Below are 20,023 nucleotides of genomic sequence, written 5' to 3' on the forward strand. Positions count from 1 at the left end.
AAGCAGTCTACTTCTTTTGCGATGGTGATCCGGATCGACGCACATGCGCCCGGCCATCGCTCAATGCCTGACAGGACGATCGAGGCCCCCATGACTCCGCAAGCAACCAGTTCCCTCATGCCGCCGGACAGCCGTGTCCAGAAGCCGAGCTATGCCGAACGCAACGCGCCGTATTGGCGGCGCAATCTTTTTGTCTGCGTATTCGGGTCATTTACAACGCTGCTCAGTCTCAGCATGTTGCTGCCGTTCCTGCCGCTGTACGTGCAGCAGTTGGGCGTGAGTTCTCCGGCGGCGGTCGTGCAGTGGTCGGGTGTCGCGTTCGGCGCAACGTTCTTCGGCACCGCGATTACCGCGCCGCTTTGGGGACGCCTGGCGGACCGTTATGGCCGCAAGCCCATGCTGATCCGTGCGGCGGTCGGCATGGCCATCGTGATGTCGTTGATCGGCCTCGCGCATAACCTGACCGAGCTTGTCGTGCTGCGGCTGATCGCGGGGTTGATCGGCGGTTATGCCTCCGCCTCGATCGTCATGGTCGGCACGCAGGCGCCACGCGAGCGCGCTGGATGGGCATTGGGCGTGCTGTCGACGGGTGCGCTCGCGGGCAATCTCGTGGGACCGCTGGTCGGCGGATTCCTGCCGACATACGTCGGTATCCGCGGTACCTTCTTCGTTGGCGGCGCGATCATAGCCGTGGCTGCGCTGCTGACCGTCGTGTTCGTGCGCGAAGATTTCGATCGTGCGAACGACGCGAAAAAGCGTGTCGATGTTGGCGCTGCTTTGCCTCCGGCAATGAACCAACGGGTGATCCTCGCGCTGCTGGTAACGGCAATGATGGTGTTGCTCGCCAACATGTCGATCGAGCCGATCATCACTGTTTATATCGGGCAACTGGGTGTACCAGGCGACCATGTCGCGCGCATGGCGGGGATCGTCATGGCGGCATCGGCGTTCGGCAGCATGTTGACTGCCGCGCGTTTTGGCGCGCTGGCTGATCGCATCGGCAGCTCGAAGGTCATCATCGGGTGTCTGGTGGCGACCAGCGTGGTACTGGTGCCGCAGGCGTTTGTTCACCAATGGTGGCAGTTGGCCATTCTTCGCGGCTTAATGGGCATGACGCTCGCGGGGCTGCTTCCATCGATAGCGAAAGAGATCCGGCACGCGGTTGCCGATCACAATTCCGGCAAGACGCTTGGCTATCTGCAGTCCGCCCAGTTCAGCGGGCAGGTGATAGGCCCGTTGATCGGCGGGTTGATTGGCGCGCACATTGGTTTGCGGGCGGTGTTTTTTGTGACGGCTTCGTTATTGCTGGTTTGTGCCGGGTTGAATCGATGGGCGACGGCCAGGCCTGTGAGCTGAGTTGCCGACGCTGTCCCTTTTGCCTGGGAACTTTGTTCACGGGTGGAAGAGGGCCGCATAGGCTCCGTCAGGCAGGGGCGTTCATCGACGGGTTCCGGCAATCAGGAGCCCCCGGACGCTTCGTTTGCTGCAAGACCACGAAGCGAAAGGACGTCCCCCCCGATCAAAGGCGTAATTATTTAGAAAGCTTACTCCTTGCTTCGCACGCAATATCTGACTGCATTCGCACGTCACGCCTCGCATCTCACCGCAAGTTCCTCAAATTTTGAAACGAAATCCCAAATTTACCTTTCAATTGATATTGATTCGTATTTATACTTGCGCCCGCATTCTTCAAAACATTTCGTAACAATTCCTGTGGGGATTGTGCTGCGCTCGCGTCTCGCGTGGAAACGCCGCTCAAAACCGCATCTGCCGAACACAATGAAGGACATCTGGAATCATGGTTTTTGCCGAACGCCGTAGTGTCGATACGGTCAGCACGCTTACCCGTTTTGCGGCAGTTGCCGCGCTAGCCTTTCTCAGCCAGCCCGATCGGGCATCCGCGCAGGAAGCCCCCGCAGCCGCAACGCCAAGTCCCGCCGCGACCGCGACCGATAGCAACCCGACCGTGCTCGACTCGATCGTCGTCTCGGGAGACTGGCTCGGAACCGGCCTGCAAAACAGCGTGAAGACCTTCGCCGGCGCGCGAACGGTTGTCGATAAGGAAGAGATCAACCAGAGCGGCGCGACGAGTATTGGCGACGTGATGCGGCGCATTCCCGGCGTGCAGTCCACGGACAATTCCGGCACAGCCGGCAGCGCCGTTTCGCTGAACGTCGGCGTCCGGGGTTTGACCGGCCGCTACACGCCGCGCTCGACCGTGCTGCTCGATGGCATCCCGCTCGCGGTCGCACCGTACGGCCAGCCGCAGTTGTCGTTTGCGCCCATCAGCCTCGGCAATATCGAATCGATAGACGTGGTCCGCAGCGGCGGCGCGGTGCGCTACGGCCCGCAGAACGTGGGCGGCGTGATCAACTTCAAGACCCGCGAGATTCCCGATAAGTCCGGCCTGACCGCCGACGCGTCGGTGCGCGAAAACATCTACACCAGCGGCGGCGGCAGCAACACGACGTACAGCACGTTCCTTGGCACGCAGCTCGACAACGGTCTCGGCCTCGCGCTGCTGTACTCGGGCATGACCGGGCGCGACTGGCGCGAGGGCAGTGACGAGCGTGTCAACGACCTCGCACTCAAGTTCCGCTACGAGCTAACGCCGACCTCCGAGTTCTACGGCAAGTTCTCGTATTACGACGTGAAGTCACGCACGCCGGGCGGCCTGACGGTCGCGCAATACAACGCCGACCCGTTCCAGAATACCCGTCCGACCGACTACTGGAATGGCGAGCGCAAAGCGGTTGATATCGGCTATGTGAATACGCTGTCGGCCACGCAGGAATTCGAGGTGCGTGCGTACTACAACGAAAGCTACCGCAGCAGCACGCTCATCAATACGACGGGTACGCAGCTTCAATATCAGCCGCGCAACTACGATACGCTCGGCATTGAACCGCGCTTCACGCAGCGCTTCTCGCTCGGGCCGCTTAAAAACGATGTGACCGTTGGGTATCGCTACATTCGCGAGCGCGGTGACGACAACAGCTACAACCAGACGCTGGCAACGGGCGTGATCGGCCCGACGAGCAGCTTCGACAACGCCACCAACGCGCACGCGGTTTATATCGACGACCGTATCGCCTATGGACGCTGGCGCCTCACGCCGGGTGTGCGCTTCGAACACATTGAATCGACACGCCGCGACGACACGCTCAACCAGACCTACGAGACAAACAATAATAAGCCGCTGCCGTCGGTGAACCTGTCGTACCTGTGGAATTCGGCGCTGACGCTGTTCACCGACTACAGCACGTCGTTTGGTCCGGTGCAGAATCTGCAGTTGAACTCGCAGTCAGCGACCAATCCGCTGCAGCCGGAACTGGCGAAGACTTATGAAGTAGGCGCGCGCTGGTCGAGCAGGCAGATTCATGCCGAACTGACCGCGTTCAACATGCGCTTCGACAACCAGATCATCCAGGTCGCGGGCATCACGCCGGCCACGTTCCAGAACATCGGCGCGACGCATCACCAGGGCGTGGAAACCGCAATCGAATACGCATTCGCCGAGGACAGCGTGTTGCGCGGTCTCGACGCGTACGCGAATTTCACGTACACGAAAGCGATCCAGGAATCGGGCGCTACGGCGGGCCTCGACGTGCCGTTCTACTCGCGCTTCACCGATACACTGGGTCTGCGCTATGCGACGCACGGGTGGACATTCAATGTATCGAGCACGCACCAGAGTGCTCAGTACTCCGATACAGCGAACACCGTCGCGGAAACGCCTGATGGACGCGTCGGCCGTATACCGGGTTTCCGGGTGTGGGACATGCAGGCCGACTGGAAGATCCCCGGCTGGAAGGGCAGCAACCTCACGGTGGGTGTCAACAATATCGCGGACAAGCGCTACTACACACGCAATGTCGACGGTAACGCTGGACGGATGGTCGGCGCGCCGCGCATGGTCTACGTGCAGGGCCATTTCGTTTATTGAGGTCTGTTCTGGTGCTTAACGTTCTACCGGGACGGATGCCTCCTCTTCGCAGGCTCTGGCTAACGGCGCACCGATGGTTTGCGCTTTCGCTTGGCTGGGTGCTCGTGATCATGGGTATCACGGGCGCGCTGCTGATGATTGGTGCGCCTGTTGACGAACGGCTACACGCTGACCTGTTCAAGGTGAGTGCGCATGAGCACGTGTCCACCGTGCCGCTCGAACAGATCCGGCAAGGTTTCGCTGCCCGGTTTGGCGACGGCGCGACGTTCTCGTTTCGCCCGCCGCGTACAGCGGACGAAAGTCTGCGGATGATGGTGAAGGGTAAGTGGAGCGGTACGGTGTACATCGATCCCTTCACCGGCGATGAACTCGGACGCCGTGCACAGACGCAAGGCTTCTTCAACGTGTTGTTCAAGCTGCACAGTTCGCTCTGGCTCGGGGACATCGGCAAGGCGTTACTTGCGTTCGTCGCGCTGTGCTACCTGCTGCTGCTCGTGTCGGGTCTCGTGTTGTGGTGGCCGCGTTCGGGACGTCCGAACTTGCGTGTTGAGTTGCGAAAAGGGACGTCCCGGGCGCTGTACGATCTGCATCGGGTTGGTGGTGCGACGATCGGCCTGGTCATCGCGCTGTCGGTAGCGACCGGCGCCTACATGGCGTGGCGCCCGCTTGGCGGTTTTGTCAGCACGCTAAGCGGAGTCCGGCCGATGCACGCGCCGGTATTGCCGCTTGCGTCGCGATCACCGCGCCCGATGTTGCCACTGGATACACTTGTTGCGCAGGCACAAGCGCAGTTCCCCGATGCAATGATCGGTCTCGTTCAATTGCCGGCGAAACCGGGCGTACCTCTGCGCGTGCGCCTGAAACTGCCCGACGATCCCCATCCGAATGGCTTGTCGTCGGTCTGGCTGGATCCGTTCACCGGCAAGGTGTTAGAGGTCCGGCGCTGGAATGCGCTTGATCCGGGGGCGCGCGCGGTTGCCGTGATTTATCCGTTGCATACCGGCGAGCTTGGTGGCCCGCTGCTTGAGGGTGTTCTTGCGATCGGCGGTATGTCGCTGGGCGTTATTGCGGTGACAGGTATCTGGCAATGGTGGCGGCGACGAAAAATCCGGGTTGCGCGCACGCGTTGACGGGTGATGGTGGTGGGTTGCTGCTTTCGGTGTTAGTGGTTCGCGTGCTTTATCGCTACGGCGGTTTACCTCTCCCATAGCGGCTAGCCGGCCAACTGTACCTGCAACCCGCACCAGATTGTCAGGCCTGCCTTGCCGTTAAAAGCTTGATACCCAGACCGAAGAAGACCAAGCCGCTGCAACGCTTCAGGGCCTCAATCCACCGGCTTGTGCCAAGCCCGTTATGAATCCGGCGCACCCCGAACGAGTAGACGGTGTGAACCAGCGCCACGGTGCAAGCCACGGTCAGATACATCACGATGAACTGTGCCGGCAGCGGCTGGTCATGCGTGATGAACTGCGGCATGAACGCAGAAAGGAAGATCAGCGTCTTGGGGTTGCTTCCCGAAACCAATAACGCTTCCCGAAAAATCTTGCGCTTGTCGAGAAAGTGCGTGGGCAGTGCGTTGACGGATGCGGCTGCTTTGGGCTTCCCGCTTCTCAATTGCTTCACGCCCAGGACCATGAGATAAACCGCTCCCATGACCTTCATGGCGAGAAACAACGGCGGCATGGCTGCAAGCACCGCGCCCACACCCAACGCTACCAACACTACCACGACCAACTGAGCCAGCAGATTCCCCGCGATGGTCGCAGCCGTGCCACGGCCGCCGAATCGCACCGTGTTGCGGATGACGAGCAGGACGTTGGGTCCCGGGGAAATAGTGGTGACCAGATACGCTATTGCGAAAAGAAACCAGGTATGAAAGGACATTCGCGGGCTCGGTGAAGCGTTTTGGATGGGGACAACCGTAGATGAATGATGCCATTGATTATGGCGCGACAACGGCAAGCCAGGATTGCGCATCAGTTACGGTGCCAACTATTACGCTGCATACGTTGTCGACCCTGATGGGCTACCGGATCGAGGTTTATTGCGGACAAGCCATTTCGCAGTGTCAGGAACTACCAACGGACTGGCCCACACCCAACCTTCTCGCCGCACCGTTACTTCCTAATAAATCCCCATCGCGCCTTCGACGCTACGCACCATAGACAACAACCGCGGCCCGACGTCTCGTTCCAACTGTCCGTCCTTGAGCAGATAAGAAGGCACGCCGCAGTTGAACACGAGGATCTCGCCATCGGCCGCTGGCCTCATCGGCACGGCCACGGCATGCACTTCACGTCGCAGATCGCCGTACGACACGCAAAAGCCGCGCTCATGAAAATAATCGATGCTCTGCAGCACGCGTTTCCCGAACGTGTTCCATTCGTCGGGCGTCTTGACGGAGATCTCATTCAATAGCGCCTCGCGCCGTTCACTCGGCAACGCCGCGAGAAGGGCGCGGCCCATCGCGGTGCGAACGATCGGATAGCTCAAACCGATGTCCGCGGGTAAGCCAAGCGGCGTGCTACTGCGGCTGCTTTCCAGATACACCACGTTCAGCCGGTCGCGCATGCCAAGCGACACCGAACCGCGGATATGGTCCGCCAGCTCCTTCATCGAGGATCGCGCGATCTGCCGCACGGCGAGACTCGCGAGCAGCGGATAGCCGAGCGATAGCACGGCCGACCCGAGTTGAAACTTGTTGTTCATCCGGTTCACGCGCAGGTAGCCGAGCCTCGTCAGCGTGTACGTGAACCGTGAAATCGTGGCCTTGCTCATGCCGGTGCGCGCGGCGAGTTCAGCGTTGCCGAGCTGGGAATCGCGCGGCGTAAAGGTATGCAGTATGTCTAGGCCGCGTGCGAGCGTAGTGGCGAATTGCCGGTCGCCGTCGAATTCATCGGGCACGTAGCGCGCCTTCGACTCCAGATAATCGCTCGCGATCGTGGCCGTGTCCGGCATGTTAGTGCGTCCCATGGCGTCTCCTCCAATTCCCCCATTTTGCTCGCCGTGTTCCGCATATCCAAACTCTGTTCAGCATAGTCGAACACCAAGCGCCTTTTAGTTCGGAAAGTTCGATAGTGAAGCCATAAGCCGAACACATGACGGAGACAGCAATGAGCAGACAAATACTTGAATTCGACGGCGAATTCGATGCATTACTCGCCGACGTAGCGCGCTTCGTGCGGGAAGAGGCGATTCCGCGCGAGAACGAGATCGAGCAGGCGGATCAGGTCCCCGCGGATCTCGTCGAGCGAATGCGCGGCCTCGGCTACTTTGGCTGGAGCATCCCACGCGATTTCGGCGGTGCGGGCCTTTCCACTGAACAACTTGTTCGCGGTGCGTTCGCGCTTTCACAAGCGTCGGTGGCGTTTCGAGCGCGCGTCGGAACGAACACGGGCATCGGCTCCGAGGCGCTCGTCGCGGACGGTACCGACGAGCAAAAGCAGCGTTACCTGCCGCTCCTCGCATCGGGCGCGATGACGGGCGCGTTCGCGCTGACCGAACCCGACGCCGGGTCCGACGCGACCGCGCTAAAGACAACCTCTCGGCGCGACGGCGACCACTATGTACTCGACGGAGCCAAGTGTTTCATCACGAATGCGCCCATTGCCGACCTCTTCACGGTCATGGCCCGTACCGATCCGTCAATCCCGGGCGCAGGCGGCATCTCCGCGTTCCTGGTCGAGCGCGGTACGCCCGGCCTCTCGACAAGCGAGCCGTATCAGAAGATGGGGCAGGCCGGTTCTCCCGTCGGCGACGTGCATTTCAAAGCGTGCCGCGTGCCGGCAGCGAACCTGATCGGCGCAAAGGAAGGGCAGGGATTTCGCACGACAATGAAAGTGCTGAACAAGCAGCGCATCCACCTCGCCGCACTATGCACGGGTCCCGCTATCCGCATGCTCGACGAAGCGGTCGCTTATACGTCCACTCGCGAGCAGTTCGGCCGGCCGGTCTCGGACTTCCAACTCGTGCAGGCACTGATAGCCGAATGCCAGACGGAGATCTACGCCGCCCGCTCGATGATTCTCGACACCGCGCGCAAACGCGATGCCGGCGAGGACGTCGCGCTGGAAGCATCAATGTGCAAGATGTTCGCCTCCGAGATGTGCGGGCGGGTCGCGGACCGGGCCGTGCAGATGCTCGGCGGACGCGGTTATCTCGCGGACAATGCAGTGGAACGGTTCTATCGCGATGTCCGCGCATTTCGCATCTACGAAGGCACCACGCAGATCCATCAGTTGAACATCGCGAAGATTACGTTGCGGCGCGCGGCGCAGGCGAAAGAAGCACTGGCTGAAGAAACACGGGCGAAGGACAGCGTCGGCACGACCGCTGCGCGTGCCGCATGAGTGCCGCCACGAAGTCACCATGCGCGCTCGATATCGAACGGCTGGTCAGTCCGGGGTCGATCGCGATCATCGGTGCGTCGAACGATCCTAAGTCGATCAGCGGCCAGCCGATGCGCTATCTCATGCAGCACGGCTATCAAGGCGCGCTGTATCCGGTGAACCCCAAATACGCTGAAATCGCAGGGGTCGCATGTTACGCGAGCATCGAAAGTCTGCCCGCCACGCCCGACCTCGCGCTGATCCTCGTCGCCGCGCGGCGTGTGCCGGACATGTTGCGCCAGTGTGGGGAGAAGGGCATCCGTTACGCGATTGTCTACAGCTCGGGCTTCGCGGAGGCGGGAGAAGCGGGCGCTGCATTGCAACGTGAATGCACGTCGATTGCGAAGGCTTTTGGCCTTCGAATCATCGGCCCGAATTGCCAGGGTCTCGTCAGCACGGACACCGGTGTTTACGCGGGTTTCGGTGCGCCGTTTGGCGTCGATTACCGGCCCGGCGGCCTCTCGCTGATTTCGCAGAGCGGCGGATTTGGCTGCGCGCTGTTGCTCATGGCGGACGAACTCGGCATCGGCTTGCGGCATTTCATTACGACCGGCAACGAAGCCGACGTGAGCTTGCTCGACCTCGTCGACGCCTGCATCGACGATACGAAAACGTCGCTGATTGCTACGTATATCGAAGGGTTGAAGGATGCGCGGCGGCTTGTCGAAGTCGCGACCCGCGCGCTCGATGCCGGCAAACCGCTGCTCGCGTGGAAGGTCGGCAATACCACCGATGGCGCCAAGGCGGCCGCTTCGCACACGGCGAATCTCGGCGGCGCCTCGACGCTGTATCGCACCGCGTTCCGTCAGACGGGCGTGATCGAAGTCACCGACGTGGCCGATCTCGGCGACTACGCGAAGGCGTTCGAGGCGAAACGCCTTCCGGGCGGTAACCGGATCGCCGTCGTCACGCTCTCGGGCGGCGCCGGCATCCTGATCACCGATGCATGCAGCGAACGGGGCATGACGCTTCCGCCGCTGTCGCCGCGGACTCTTGCCGCGCTCGAGCCTATCGTGCCATCGTTCGCATCACTGAATAATCCCGTCGACCTGACCGCGGGCATCCTTGCCGAGCCGAAGATATTTGCCGATGCCTTGCAGATCATCGCCGACGATCCCGGCATCGATTCGATCGCGATCATGGCGGCGGCTGCGAGCGGCGAGGTTGCGCTCGCGATGGCCGAAGCGATTCAGCGTGTCTACCGTTCGACCGACAAGCCGATGATGCTCGCCTGGAATGCGCGCCGCGATATGGCGAGCGAAGCGTACGACGTGATCGAGCAGAGCGGCGTACCACTCTATGCAACGCCCGTGCGCTGCGGGCGCGCGTTCGCGGTGCTCTCAAACTATGCACAAGCACGCCGCGCCCGGGAGGCAGCACGACTCGCACCGGCGTCTTTGCGTCGTCATGTCAGGCAAGCGCACGCGTTGCTCGCCGAGAGCTCGGGTAATCTGACGGAACACGCGGCGCAGACGCTCCTCGCGCACTATGGCATCGATACACCCAAGGGTGCGATCGCGATCAACCGCGACGAAGCGCGGTCGATCGCGCGCTCGATCGGCTTTCCGCTTGTCATCAAGGTCCAGTCGCCCGACATCCCGCACAAGACCGAAGCGGGCGCGGTGCGCGTCGGCATTCGCGATGAGGCGATGCTCGCGGACGCGTTCGATGAAATCGTCGCAAACGCGCGGCGCCATGTTCCCGGCGCGAGGATCGACGGTGTGCTCGTGCAGGAAGAGATCCGCGATGCGGTGGAGATGATCGTTGGTATCGAGAACGATCCATCGTTCGGACCAGCCGTGATGTGCGGACTCGGCGGGATCTACGCCGAGGTGCTGAAGGATGTGGCGTGGCGCCTCGCGCCGGTCTCGCACGCCGAGGCGCACGCGATGATTCGCGAACTGCGTGTAGTCGCAATACTCAACGGTGCGCGCGGCAAACCACCGGGCGATATCGATGCGCTGGCGGACGCTATTGTTGCAATGTCTGCTATGGCGCTCGACCTCGAACCGGGCCTGAAGGAGTTCGACATCAATCCGCTTTTCGTCCTGCCTGCGGGCAAGGGCGTGCGCGCGGGCGATGCCCTTGCGCGCTGCCTGCCGAAGCGCGAGACGGTTGTGGACGAGGTTCAGAAAAACGCTCACGCTGTCGTCGACGGATAGTGTCGCGGGGCTTGCCTGACCGCTTTGAAACCGGACGTCGCGGGTACACCGCGACGTCCAAGTCAGTTCGCATTCTTCGCGAGACCATCATGAATAACCAACCGCAACCCGGCGCAGCGACCTCGGGTGACACTACATCAGACGAAGTCGAGCGCACCTATCGCAAGGTGTTTTTCCGGCTGATTCCGCTGCTTTTTCTCTGCTACGTGATCAGCTATATCGACCGTGTGAACATCAGTTTCGCCAAGCTGCAGTTCATGCATGACCTCGGGTTTTCAGAGTCGACGTACGGCCTGGGCGCCGGCCTTTTCTTTATCGGCTACGTGCTCTTCGAGGTGCCGAGCAATCTCTGGATGCAACGCGTCGGCGCGCGCCGCACGCTCTTGCGCATCATGTTCGCGTGGGGCGTCGCGTCGAGCCTGATGATGTTCGTTCGTACACCGACGCAGTTCTACGCCATGCGGTTTCTGCTGGGTGTCACCGAAGCGGGCTTCTTTCCGGGGATCATCTTCTATCTGGGCTGCTGGTTTCCCGGCGCCCGGCGCGCGCGCGTGATCGCATTCCTGATGATGGCCACCGCCGTGGCGGGGATCATTGGTGGCCCGATGTCGGGGTTCATCATGACGCGGCTGGCGGGGGTGGGCGGCTTGCCCGGCTGGCAGTGGCTCTTCCTTCTGGAAGGCGTGCCCGCTGTCACGCTCGGCATCTTCGCGTTCTTCTTTCTCGGCGACTCACCTGCGGACGTGCGCTGGCTCAGCGACCGCGAGAAGGCGTTGATCTCGCGCGAACTCCTCGCCGACGAAACGTCGAAGCACTCGGGTCATCTCGACGGACTGCGCGGCGCGCTCGCCAATCCGCGCGTCTATCTCGCGGCGATCGTCTACTTCGCCGTGATGATGCCGTTCAATGCGATCGGCTTCTGGGCGCCGACCATTATTCGTGATCTGGGCGTCGCCAACGTGCTCGATGTCGGATTGCTGTCGGCGCTCGTGTTCATCGCGGCGGCGATTGGGACATACGTTGTTGGGGCGAGTTCCGACCGGATGATGGAGCGCCGCTGGCATGTGGCGGGCAGCGCCGCGGTGACGGCACTTGCCTTTGCGTTGCTGCCTGCAGCCGGCCATAACGTAACGATCGGCGTCTGTCTGCTTGCACTGGCGGCAGCGGCATCGTATGGCTGCTTCGTCGTGTTCTGGACGATCCCGCATACGTTCCTGCCACGCTCGTCGGCGGCAGGCGGGATTGCGATGATCACGAGTCTCGGCGGCACGGGCGGCTTCGTGAGCCCGGCATTCGTGGGCTGGACCAAGATGCAGACGGGAAGCGCGGAGTTCGGGCTGATCGGCCTTGCAGTCGTATTGATGGCGGGAGTCGTGTTGATGTTGATTGTCTTTCCCGCCCCGGGGAAGACGCTCGCAACGGGACAGGCCCCCGGCAGCAATGCGCCGGCGCAACCGGGCCTTGGACATACGCATCGGTAGGAAGCGTCGCCAATGAACCCCGCATGGCCTGTCCCTTCGCGCTATTGAGTTGCCTGAGTTGCCTCGCTTGCCGGGCTCGCCGCACTTGCCGCTTCCACCGGATGCCGCGGGTCGTGCAGTGCGCTGTCCGACCAGCCGCCGCCCAGGTCGCCGATCAGCGAGGCGGCATCGAGCAGCCGCGACTCCTGCACGTTCAACGCGGTTTGCTGATTGCTCAACTGGGTCGCCAGGCTGGTCGCCACGGTGGTGTAGTCCACCGTGCCGGCCTGATACTCGTTGAAGGCAATCTCGGAACCGTGCGTTGCATCGCGCACGGCGGCATCCAGCGCGTCGGACTGCTCGGCCAGGATACGCAAGCCGGACAGGTCATTCTCGACATCTTCGAACGCGGTCAGCACGGTGCCGCGGTAATTGGCGACGGCTGACTGATAGGCCGCCTTGGCCGCCGCGACTTCGCCGCTGCGCTCGCCGCCGTCGAAGATCGTTTCAGTGGCGCTGCCGCCCAGCGACCAGACGTAATTGGCCACGTGCAGCAAGCCGCCCAATGGCGATTGCGTGAAGCCGTCCAGCGCGGACAGCGACACCGTCGGGTAGTACGCCGCGACCGCGACTCCGATCGCGGCATTCTCGGACGCCATCTGGCGTTCGGCCGTCGCGATATCAGGCCGGCGCTGCAGCAAGGTTGAGGGAACGCCAACCGGAATCGCCGGCAAGGTGGGCATTGCCGTGCTGTGCGGGATGACCAGGTCCTCGGGGTTCTTGCCGACCAGCACCGCAATGGCATGCTCGGATTGGGCGCGCGACACGCCGAGCGCGATCAGGCTCGACTGCGCGGTTTCGAGCTGGGTGCGCGCGGTCACTACGTCGGAAGGCGCAATGGTGCCGAACTTGTCCTGGTCGGACACCACGTCCAGGAAGTGCTGGAACGCTTTGACCGTTTGCTGCAGCAGGTCGATATTGGCGTCGCTGGTACGCAATTCGATCACGGCGGTCGCGAGCGCAATCTGTTCCGAGAGCGTCGCATTCGCGAGCGTCGCTTCACTGGCCTGCGCGGTCGCGGCATTCTGTTCAATCGTGCGTCGCACCGAGCCCCACAGGTCGGGCGCCCAACTGACATTGCCCTCGAGCGAGGCCGAGTTGTTCACCGGCTGTATGCCGCCGAAACTGCGGCTCGCGCTTGAGCCGGCCGTACCGGTGCCGCTGCGCTGCCGGGTGCCCGAGCCGGTCACGCCAATCGTCGGGAACAGGCCGGAGCGTGCAACCTTCACCTCGGCGAGCGCCTCCTGATAGTTGGCATAGTCCTGGGCCACGGTCTGGTTGGAGACCACCACCAGCGGTTCGAGCTGGTCAAGCAGCGGATCGTTGAAGCCGGTCCACCACGCACCCTTGGGCCCGTCGGCGTTTGGCTCGGCCTGGGTCCAGCCAGGCAATTCGCGGAAGGTCGCAGGGACGCTGACCTGCGGGCGGTGATAGTCCGGGCCGACCATGCAGCCGCCGAGCAGGAGGGCCGCCGCAGCGGCCAGTGGTTTGCAGGGAATCTTCATCTTCATGCCTTCGTATCCGTTTGCCCCGATTGCTCCGGCGGCCCCATTTGTTCCTCTTGCCGGTTCCACGGCAGTCCGGAAGACCACTTGACGAGCTTGAAGCGCAACCGGTCCAGGTACAGGTAGATCACCGGTGTGGTGTACAGCGTAAAGACCTGGCTCAGGATCAGGCCGCCCATCACGGTGATACCCAGCGGCTGGCGCAGCGACGCGCCCTGGCCGATCCCGATCGCGAGCGGCACCGCGCCGAGCACGGCGGCGAACGTGGTCATCATGATCGGCCGCAGACGCACGACGGCGGCGGCATGAATCGCCTCCTTGGCCGCCATGCCTTCGTTGCGTTGCATCTGGATCGCCACGTCCACCATCATGATGCCGTTCTTCTTGACGATACCGATCAGAAGAATCATGCCGATCAACGCGATCACCGAGAACGGCGTGCCGAAAATCAGCAGGGCGAGGGTGGCGCCGATACCGGCCGAGGGCAGCGTCGACAAGATCGTGAGCGGGTGAATCGAACTCTCATAGAGTATCCCCAGGACGATGTAGACCACACCTAGCGCAGCGAGGATCAGCAACGGGATGGTGCCCATTGATTGTGCGTAGGCTTGCGCCGCGCCAGCGAACGCACCGTGGACGCTGGCCGGCATGCCGATTTCGCGTTCCGCGTTCTCAAGCGCCTCTTGAGCCTTGCTGAGCGATCCGCCGGCGGGGAGGTTGAAGGAGATCGTTGCGGCGACCAGCCCGCTCTGATGGTTCACCTGGGTCGACGTATGGTTGTTGACGTAGCTGGCGAGCGCCGGCAACGGCACCATCGTCTCGGCTGAAGTGCTGTCCGCGCTGCCGCTCGAACTGCCGCCCTTGCTGTTGGAGATGCTGTTGTTGGTCGCATTGGCTTGCGCGTTCGAGTTCAGCGAGTTGGTGCTCGACGACGCGCTCGAAGCCGTGCTGACTGCGCTCGCGGCCGTCACGCCGGTGACCGTGCCGCCCGGCATTTGCGTCTGCTCTGAGCCGGTCGGATTGCCGGCCGCCGTGCTCATGAAAATCTGCTTGAGCGTCTGCGGATATTGCCAGTACTGCGGCGCCACCTCCATCACCACGAAGTACTGGTTAAGCGCGTTGTAGATGGTCGATACCGTCCGCTGGCCGAACGCGTCATACAGCACGTTGTCGATCTGGTTCGGCGCGAAGCCATAGCGGGCCGCCGTGGCGCGGTTGAAATTGATGTAGGTCTGCAGACCATTTTGCTGCAGGTCCGAGTTGACGTCGATCAGCTGGCTGCGATCCTTGTTGAGCGCAGTCACGAGCTTGGGCGTCCACTCGAACAGCGCGGCGGAATCATCGCTCGTCAGCGTGTACTGGTATTCGGCAGCTGACTGCCGCCCGCCGATTCGCAGATCCTGCTGCGCCTGCAGGAAAAGCCGCGCGCCGGAGACTCCGTTGAGCTTGGGCCGCAGGCGGTTGACCACTTCGGTCGCGGTCACATGCCGCTGGGCCAGTGGCTTGAGTTCAATAAACACGTTCGCCGTGTTCAGCGCGCGGCCGCCGGTAAAGCCGGCCACCGAGGCGACCGCCGGGTCCTTCTGCACGATCGCTTGCAACTGGGCGAGCTTCTTTTCCATCGCCGGGAAGGAGATGCTCTGGTCGGCGATGATCTGCCCGATCAGGATGCCCGTGTCCTGCTCCGGGAAGAAGGTAGCGGGCAGCAGCTTGAACAGGAAGACGTTCGCCACCAGCAGGCCGATCAGCAACAGGATCACCAGCAGCGAATGGTCCAGCACGGCGGTGAGCGAACGCGAGTAGGCGTTCTTGAAACGATCGAATAGCGCCTCGACCCAGGTCGCCCAGCGGGCCTTTGAATGGCCGGCGTGCTCGCGGCTCAGCACGTACGCGCACATGGCCGGCGTGACCGTGAGCGAGATCACAAGTGAGATCAGGATCGCGATGGACAACGTCACCGCGAGCTCATGGAACAACAGACCGACGATGCCCGGCATCAGCAGGATAGGCAGGAACACTGCGATCAGCGAGAGGCTCATCGAGATCACCGTGAAGCCTACTTCCCCGCTGCCTTTCAGCGCAGCCTCTTCCGGACTCAGGCCCAGTTCGAGGTGGCGCGTGATGTTTTCCAGCACCACGACCGCATCGTCCACCACGAAGCCGGTGCCGATCGTGAGCGCCATCAGCGAGAGGTTGTCGATGCTGTAGCCGAGCAGGTACATCGGCCCGAAGGTGCCGACGATAGACAGCGGCAACGCCACCGCCGGCACCAGCGTGGCGCGCGGCGACTGCAGGAAGATAAACACCACGCCGACCACCAGCAGTACGGCGATGAACAGCGTGCGCTCGGTATCTCCCACCGACGCCCGGACCGATTCCGACCGGTCGACCGCCACGTTGACGTGGACGCTGCTCGGCAGTGTCGCCTCGATTGCCGGCAGGACGCTCCTGATCTGCCTGACCGTATTGACGATATTACTGCCGGGCATTGGATAGACGATCACCAGCACTGCCGACTTGCCGTTATAGAGCCCGGCGTTGCGGATATTTTCGTTGGAGTCCCTGACCTGGGCGACATCGCGCAGCAGCACAGGCGCGCCGTTGCGGTAGGCGACCACCAGGTCGCGGTAAGGCGCCGCCTTGTTGATCTGGTCGTTGGACAAGATCACATAGCGCTGGTCACCCTCGTCGAGGTGGCCCTTCGCGCTGTTGGCGTTGGCCGCGCTGATGGCCGCGCGCACATCTTCGAGGCCGAGGCCGTAGCTGTTCAGTTTGCCCGGCTGCAACTCGACACGCACCGAAGGCAACGCGCCGCCGCCCAGCGTGATCTGGCCGACACCGTTCACCTGCGAGAGTTGCTGCTGGATCACGGAATCCGCGGAGTCATAGAGCTGCGCCTTGGTGAGCGTGTCCGAGGTCAGCGCGAGCACCATGATGGGCGAATCCGCCGGGTTGTACTGACGATAGGTCGGATTGCTGCGCAAGGTGGTCGGCAGGTCTGCACGCGCTGCCTGGATAGCCGCCTCGACGTCGCGGGCGGCGCCGTTGATATCGCGGTTCAGCCCGAACTCGACCACGATCATGGACGAGCCGACATAGCTGATCGAGGTCAGTTCTTCCACGTCGGCAATCGTGCCGAGCCGCCGCTCGAGCGGTTCGGCCACGGTGGAGGCCATGATGTTCGGGCTCGCGCCCGCCATCTGGGCCTGCACCACGATCACCGGGAAAGCGATATTCGGCAGCGGCGCGACAGGCAACTGGAAATAGGCGAGGGCCCCGGAGATCAGGATCGCAATGGCCAGAAGCGTGGTCGCGACCGGGCGCCGGATAAATAACGCCGATATGTTCACGGCGTACCCTCCTCCGGAACCGGCGGCATGTCAGGCGCTTGAGGTTTGTTGCGATTACGCCAGCGCCTCGTGCGCTCCGCCATCCTGTCGAAGAACAGATAGATGACCGGCGTGGTGAAGAGCGTGAGCACCTGGCTCACGGTCAGTCCGCCGATGATCGCCAGACCCAGCGGGCGGCGCAGCTCCGAACCCGTGCCGCTGCCGAGCAGCATGGGCAGGGCGCCGAGCATGGCTGCGAGCGTCGTCATCAGGATCGGCCTGAAGCGCAGCAGCGACGCCTCGAAGATCGCCTCGCGCGGGGGCTTGCCATGGTTGCGCTCGGCGTCGAGCGCGAAGTCCACCATCATGATGGCGTTCTTCTTGACGATACCGATCAGCAGCACGATCCCGATGATGCCGATCACGTCGAGGTCGCTGCCGGCGATCATCAACGCGAGCAGCGCGCCGATCCCCGCGGAGGGCAGCGTGGAAAGGATCGTGACCGGGTGGATGAAGCTCTCATAGAGCACGCCCAGCACGATATACACCGCCACCAGCGCGGCGATCAGCAGGTACACCTCGCTCGATAACGAGTCCTCGAACGCCTGCGCCGCACCCTGCAGCGAGGAGGTGATCGACGGCGGCAGATTGACCGCCCGTTCGGCTGCGTGGACGTCCCTGACCGCCGTGCTCAACGACGCATCCTTCGCGAGGTTGAACGAGATGGTGACGGACGGGAACTGCGCCAGATGGCTGATCACCAGCGGCGACTTGACGATCTGGATCTTGGCGATCCCGGAGAGCGGCACCTGGCCGGTACTGCTCGTCTGGCTCGGCAGATAGATATTGCCGATCGACTCCACGTTGGGCAGCGACTCGGGCTTGGCGACGAGGATCACCCGGTACTGGTCCGACTGCTGGAAGATGGTCGAGACAATGCGCTGGCCCAGCGCGTCGTAGAGCGCGTTGTCGACGGTGGCCGGGGTGATGCCGAAACGTGCGGCCAGTTGCCGGTTGACTTCAACATTCACGCTCAAGCCGTCGGAGTTCATATCGCTTTGCACATCGGCAAGCGATGGGATCTGCTTCATGCGCGCAATCAGTTCCGGCACATACTTCTGGAACGCCTGCTGGTTCGGTCCGCGCAGCACGAAGCTGTACTGGTTCGGCGAGACCGTTGTGTCAAGCGTCAGGTCCTGCTCCGGCTGCACATAGAGCTTGATCCCGGACACATTGGCAACTTCGTCCTGCAGGCGCCGCGCGATCTCCTGCGCCGTGTCTGAACGCTTGTCGTGGTCGCGCAGGTTGATCAGGAAACGGCCGTTGTTAAGCGTGGAGTTGGTGCCGTCGATTCCCACGTAGGAGGTGAGCGAGACCACGTCCGGATCTTTCAGGATCGCATCGGCGAGCGCCCGCTGGCGCGCTACCATCGCCTTGTAGGACACCGAGTTGTCGGCCACGCTGATCCCTTCGATCACGCCGACGTCCTGCACCGGGAACAGGCCCTTCGGGATCACGATGTACATGACGGCGGTCAGCACGACGGTGCCGATCGCGACCATCAGGGTCAGCACCTGATGATCCAGCACCCAGCGCAGGCCCCGTTCGTAGCCGGCGAGCGTCTTGTCGAAGATGCCTTCGCTGATACGCTCGAAGCGGCTCGGATGGCGTTCCGCCTGGGCCTTCAAGAGACGCGCGCAGAGCATGGGCACCACGGTCAGCGAGACCACGGCAGACAGCACGATGGTGACCGCGAGCGTCACCGCGAATTCGCTGAACAGACGCCCGATCACGCCGCCCATGAAGAGCAGCGGGATCAGCACGGCAATCAGGGAGATGGTCAGCGAGAGAATCGTGAAGCCAATCTGCCCGGCGCCTTCGAGCGCGGCCTCAAGCGGCGTCTTGCCTTCCTCCAGATAACGCACGATGTTCTCGATCATCACGATCGAGTCGTCCACCACGAAGCCGGTGGCAATGATCAGCGCCATCAGCGAGAGGTTGTCGATGGAGTAGTTCAACTGGTACATCACGGCCAGCGTGCCGATCAGCGACACCGGCACCGAGATGCTCGGGATGATGGTGGCCGGCACATTACGCAGGAACACGAAGATCACCGCTACCACCAGCACGATCGACAGCCCGAGTTCGAGCGCGGCGTCGGATACCGACGAGCGGATCACGCCCGTGCTGTCCGAGACGACCGTGACCTTCATGCCGGCCGGCAGCGTTGATTCAAGCTGCGGCAACTGCTTCATGATCTGGTTGACGGTGGCAATCACGTTTGCCCCCGGCTGGCGCTGGACGTTCAGCACGATGGCCGGCGTGCCGTTGTACCAGGCGCCGCGCTCGACGTCCTGGGGCGCCGAGGTCACGCTGGCGACGTCGCGCATGAACACGGGCGCGCCATTCTGATAAGCGATCACCGTGTTCAGGTAGTCCTTCGGATCGCTGATCTGGTCGTTGCCGTTGATGGTGTAGTCGAGGTCCGGGCCGTCGAAGTTGCCCTTCGGCTGGCTGACGTTGACGTAGCTGAGCAGCGTGCGCAGGTCGTCGATATTCAGGCCATAGGCCGCTAGCTTGTGCGGGTCCGCTTCCACGCGGACGGCGGGTACATTGCCGCCGCTGGTGGTGACGACACCCACGCCCGACACTTCCGAAATCTTCGTCCCGAGGCGGTTATTGGCGGCGTCTTCCAGCTGCGTGAGCGACATCGACGTCGAGGTGACCGCCAGCGTCAGGATCGGCTGGTCCGCCGGATTCACCTTCGCATAGGTCGGCGGTCCGGGCAGGCCAGTCGGCAGGAAGCTGTTGGCCGCATTGATGGCCTGCTGGACATTCTGCTGGGCGACGTCGAGGTTCAGGGACAGGTCGAACTGCAACGTGATGACCGAGGCGCCGTCCGAACTGTACGAGGTCATCTGTTGCAAGCCGGGAATCTCGCCCAGTTGCACTTCGAGCGGCGCGGTCACCGTGGTGGCCATCACGTCCGGGCTCGCGCCCGGATAGAAGGTCTGCACCTGGATGGTCGGATAGTCGACGTTGGGCAGCGAGGAGACCGGCAGGACACGCACGGCGACAAGGCCCACTAATACGAGGGCGATCATCAGCAGCAGCGTGGCTACCGGTCTAAGAATAAACAGGCGGGAGATATTCATCGGGGGACGAGTTCGGCT

At 62.6% G+C, this 20,023-nt stretch carries 11 protein-coding genes; 6 read left to right on the top strand and 5 right to left on the bottom strand.

Features of this window, described 5'->3' with window-relative positions:
- The first annotated feature begins 90 nt into the window (after positions 1-90).
- The 3 genes from ACSQ8V_RS34890 to ACSQ8V_RS34900 all read left to right on the top strand — a co-directional run bounded on the left by ACSQ8V_RS34890 (position 91) and on the right by ACSQ8V_RS34900 (position 5,076).
- Positions 91-1,356 (top strand): MFS transporter, encoded by a 1,266-nt coding sequence (locus tag ACSQ8V_RS34890; RefSeq protein ID WP_436208860.1) that lies wholly within the window; start codon positions 91-93, stop codon positions 1,354-1,356.
- Between the two features lie 442 nt (positions 1,357-1,798).
- Positions 1,799-3,946 carry a TonB-dependent receptor family protein gene (locus tag ACSQ8V_RS34895; protein ID WP_436208861.1) on the top strand — a complete coding sequence of 716 codons (2,148 nt, stop codon included), beginning with the start codon at positions 1,799-1,801 and terminating at the stop codon, positions 3,944-3,946.
- Between the two features lie 35 nt (positions 3,947-3,981).
- Positions 3,982-5,076 carry a PepSY-associated TM helix domain-containing protein gene (locus tag ACSQ8V_RS34900; RefSeq protein ID WP_436208862.1) on the top strand — a complete coding sequence of 365 codons (1,095 nt, stop codon included), beginning with the start codon at positions 3,982-3,984 and terminating at the stop codon, positions 5,074-5,076.
- Between the two features lie 121 nt (positions 5,077-5,197).
- Here the strand turns inward: ACSQ8V_RS34900 and ACSQ8V_RS34905 are convergent, their stop codons facing one another.
- Positions 5,198-5,830: a LysE family translocator gene (locus ACSQ8V_RS34905; RefSeq protein WP_436208863.1), complete on the bottom strand. Its 633-nt coding sequence runs from the start codon at positions 5,828-5,830 to the stop codon at positions 5,198-5,200.
- A 240-nt stretch (positions 5,831-6,070) separates the two neighbouring features.
- Positions 6,071-6,919 carry an IclR family transcriptional regulator gene (locus ACSQ8V_RS34910; RefSeq protein ID WP_436208864.1) on the bottom strand — a complete coding sequence of 283 codons (849 nt, stop codon included), beginning with the start codon at positions 6,917-6,919 and terminating at the stop codon, positions 6,071-6,073.
- A 140-nt stretch (positions 6,920-7,059) separates the two neighbouring features.
- On the opposite strand from ACSQ8V_RS34910, the gene ACSQ8V_RS34915 reads away from it, so the two are divergent.
- The 3 genes from ACSQ8V_RS34915 to ACSQ8V_RS34925 all read left to right on the top strand — a co-directional run bounded on the left by ACSQ8V_RS34915 (position 7,060) and on the right by ACSQ8V_RS34925 (position 11,977).
- Entirely contained in the window at positions 7,060-8,295 is a 1,236-nt protein-coding gene (locus ACSQ8V_RS34915) for an acyl-CoA dehydrogenase family protein (RefSeq protein ID WP_436208865.1), read from the top strand.
- Complete coding sequence (locus ACSQ8V_RS34920) at positions 8,292-10,496, top strand: acetate--CoA ligase family protein (RefSeq protein WP_436208866.1); 2,205 nt, start codon at positions 8,292-8,294, stop codon at positions 10,494-10,496. The genes ACSQ8V_RS34915 and ACSQ8V_RS34920 overlap by 4 nt, the downstream gene beginning before the upstream one ends.
- Before the next feature lie 89 nt (positions 10,497-10,585).
- Complete coding sequence (locus ACSQ8V_RS34925) at positions 10,586-11,977, top strand: MFS transporter (RefSeq protein ID WP_436208867.1); 1,392 nt, start codon at positions 10,586-10,588, stop codon at positions 11,975-11,977.
- Between the two features lie 41 nt (positions 11,978-12,018).
- On the opposite strand, the gene ACSQ8V_RS34930 is transcribed toward ACSQ8V_RS34925, so the two are convergent.
- Genes ACSQ8V_RS34930 through ACSQ8V_RS34940 form a run of 3 tightly spaced genes read right to left on the bottom strand, consistent with a single transcriptional unit; the run spans position 12,019 to position 20,005 of the window.
- Positions 12,019-13,527 (bottom strand): efflux transporter outer membrane subunit, encoded by a 1,509-nt coding sequence (locus tag ACSQ8V_RS34930; RefSeq protein WP_436208868.1) that lies wholly within the window; start codon positions 13,525-13,527, stop codon positions 12,019-12,021.
- Positions 13,524-16,871, bottom strand: coding sequence for an efflux RND transporter permease subunit (locus ACSQ8V_RS34935; protein WP_436208869.1), 3,348 nt, complete (start codon positions 16,869-16,871; stop codon positions 13,524-13,526). Before ACSQ8V_RS34935 ends, ACSQ8V_RS34930 begins: the two co-directional genes overlap by 4 nt.
- Complete coding sequence (locus ACSQ8V_RS34940; protein ID WP_213762797.1) at positions 16,868-20,005, bottom strand: efflux RND transporter permease subunit; 3,138 nt, start codon at positions 20,003-20,005, stop codon at positions 16,868-16,870. Before ACSQ8V_RS34940 ends, ACSQ8V_RS34935 begins: the two co-directional genes overlap by 4 nt.
- Positions 20,006-20,023: the final 18 nt, after the last annotated feature.

The organism is Caballeronia sp. LjRoot31, from assembly GCF_964253885.1.
Classification (GTDB): domain Bacteria; phylum Pseudomonadota; class Gammaproteobacteria; order Burkholderiales; family Burkholderiaceae; genus Caballeronia.

What these genes read in the sequence shown, in the direction of transcription:
- ACSQ8V_RS34905 (WP_436208863.1), bottom strand. Translation starts at nt 5,830, where the DNA reads ATGTCCTTTCATACCTGGTTTCTTTTCGCAATAGCGTATCTGGTCACC.
- ACSQ8V_RS34930 (WP_436208868.1), bottom strand. Translation starts at nt 13,527, where the DNA reads ATGAAGATGAAGATTCCCTGCAAACCACTGGCCGCTGCGGCGGCCCTC.
- ACSQ8V_RS34925 (WP_436208867.1), top strand. Translation starts at nt 10,586, where the DNA reads ATGAATAACCAACCGCAACCCGGCGCAGCGACCTCGGGTGACACTACA.
- ACSQ8V_RS34900 (WP_436208862.1), top strand. Translation starts at nt 3,982, where the DNA reads ATGCCTCCTCTTCGCAGGCTCTGGCTAACGGCGCACCGATGGTTTGCG.
- ACSQ8V_RS34940 (WP_213762797.1), bottom strand. Translation starts at nt 20,005, where the DNA reads ATGAATATCTCCCGCCTGTTTATTCTTAGACCGGTAGCCACGCTGCTG.
- ACSQ8V_RS34895 (WP_436208861.1), top strand. Translation starts at nt 1,799, where the DNA reads ATGGTTTTTGCCGAACGCCGTAGTGTCGATACGGTCAGCACGCTTACC.
- ACSQ8V_RS34920 (WP_436208866.1), top strand. Translation starts at nt 8,292, where the DNA reads ATGAGTGCCGCCACGAAGTCACCATGCGCGCTCGATATCGAACGGCTG.
- ACSQ8V_RS34890 (WP_436208860.1), top strand. Translation starts at nt 91, where the DNA reads ATGACTCCGCAAGCAACCAGTTCCCTCATGCCGCCGGACAGCCGTGTC.
- ACSQ8V_RS34915 (WP_436208865.1), top strand. Translation starts at nt 7,060, where the DNA reads ATGAGCAGACAAATACTTGAATTCGACGGCGAATTCGATGCATTACTC.
- ACSQ8V_RS34910 (WP_436208864.1), bottom strand. Translation starts at nt 6,919, where the DNA reads ATGGGACGCACTAACATGCCGGACACGGCCACGATCGCGAGCGATTAT.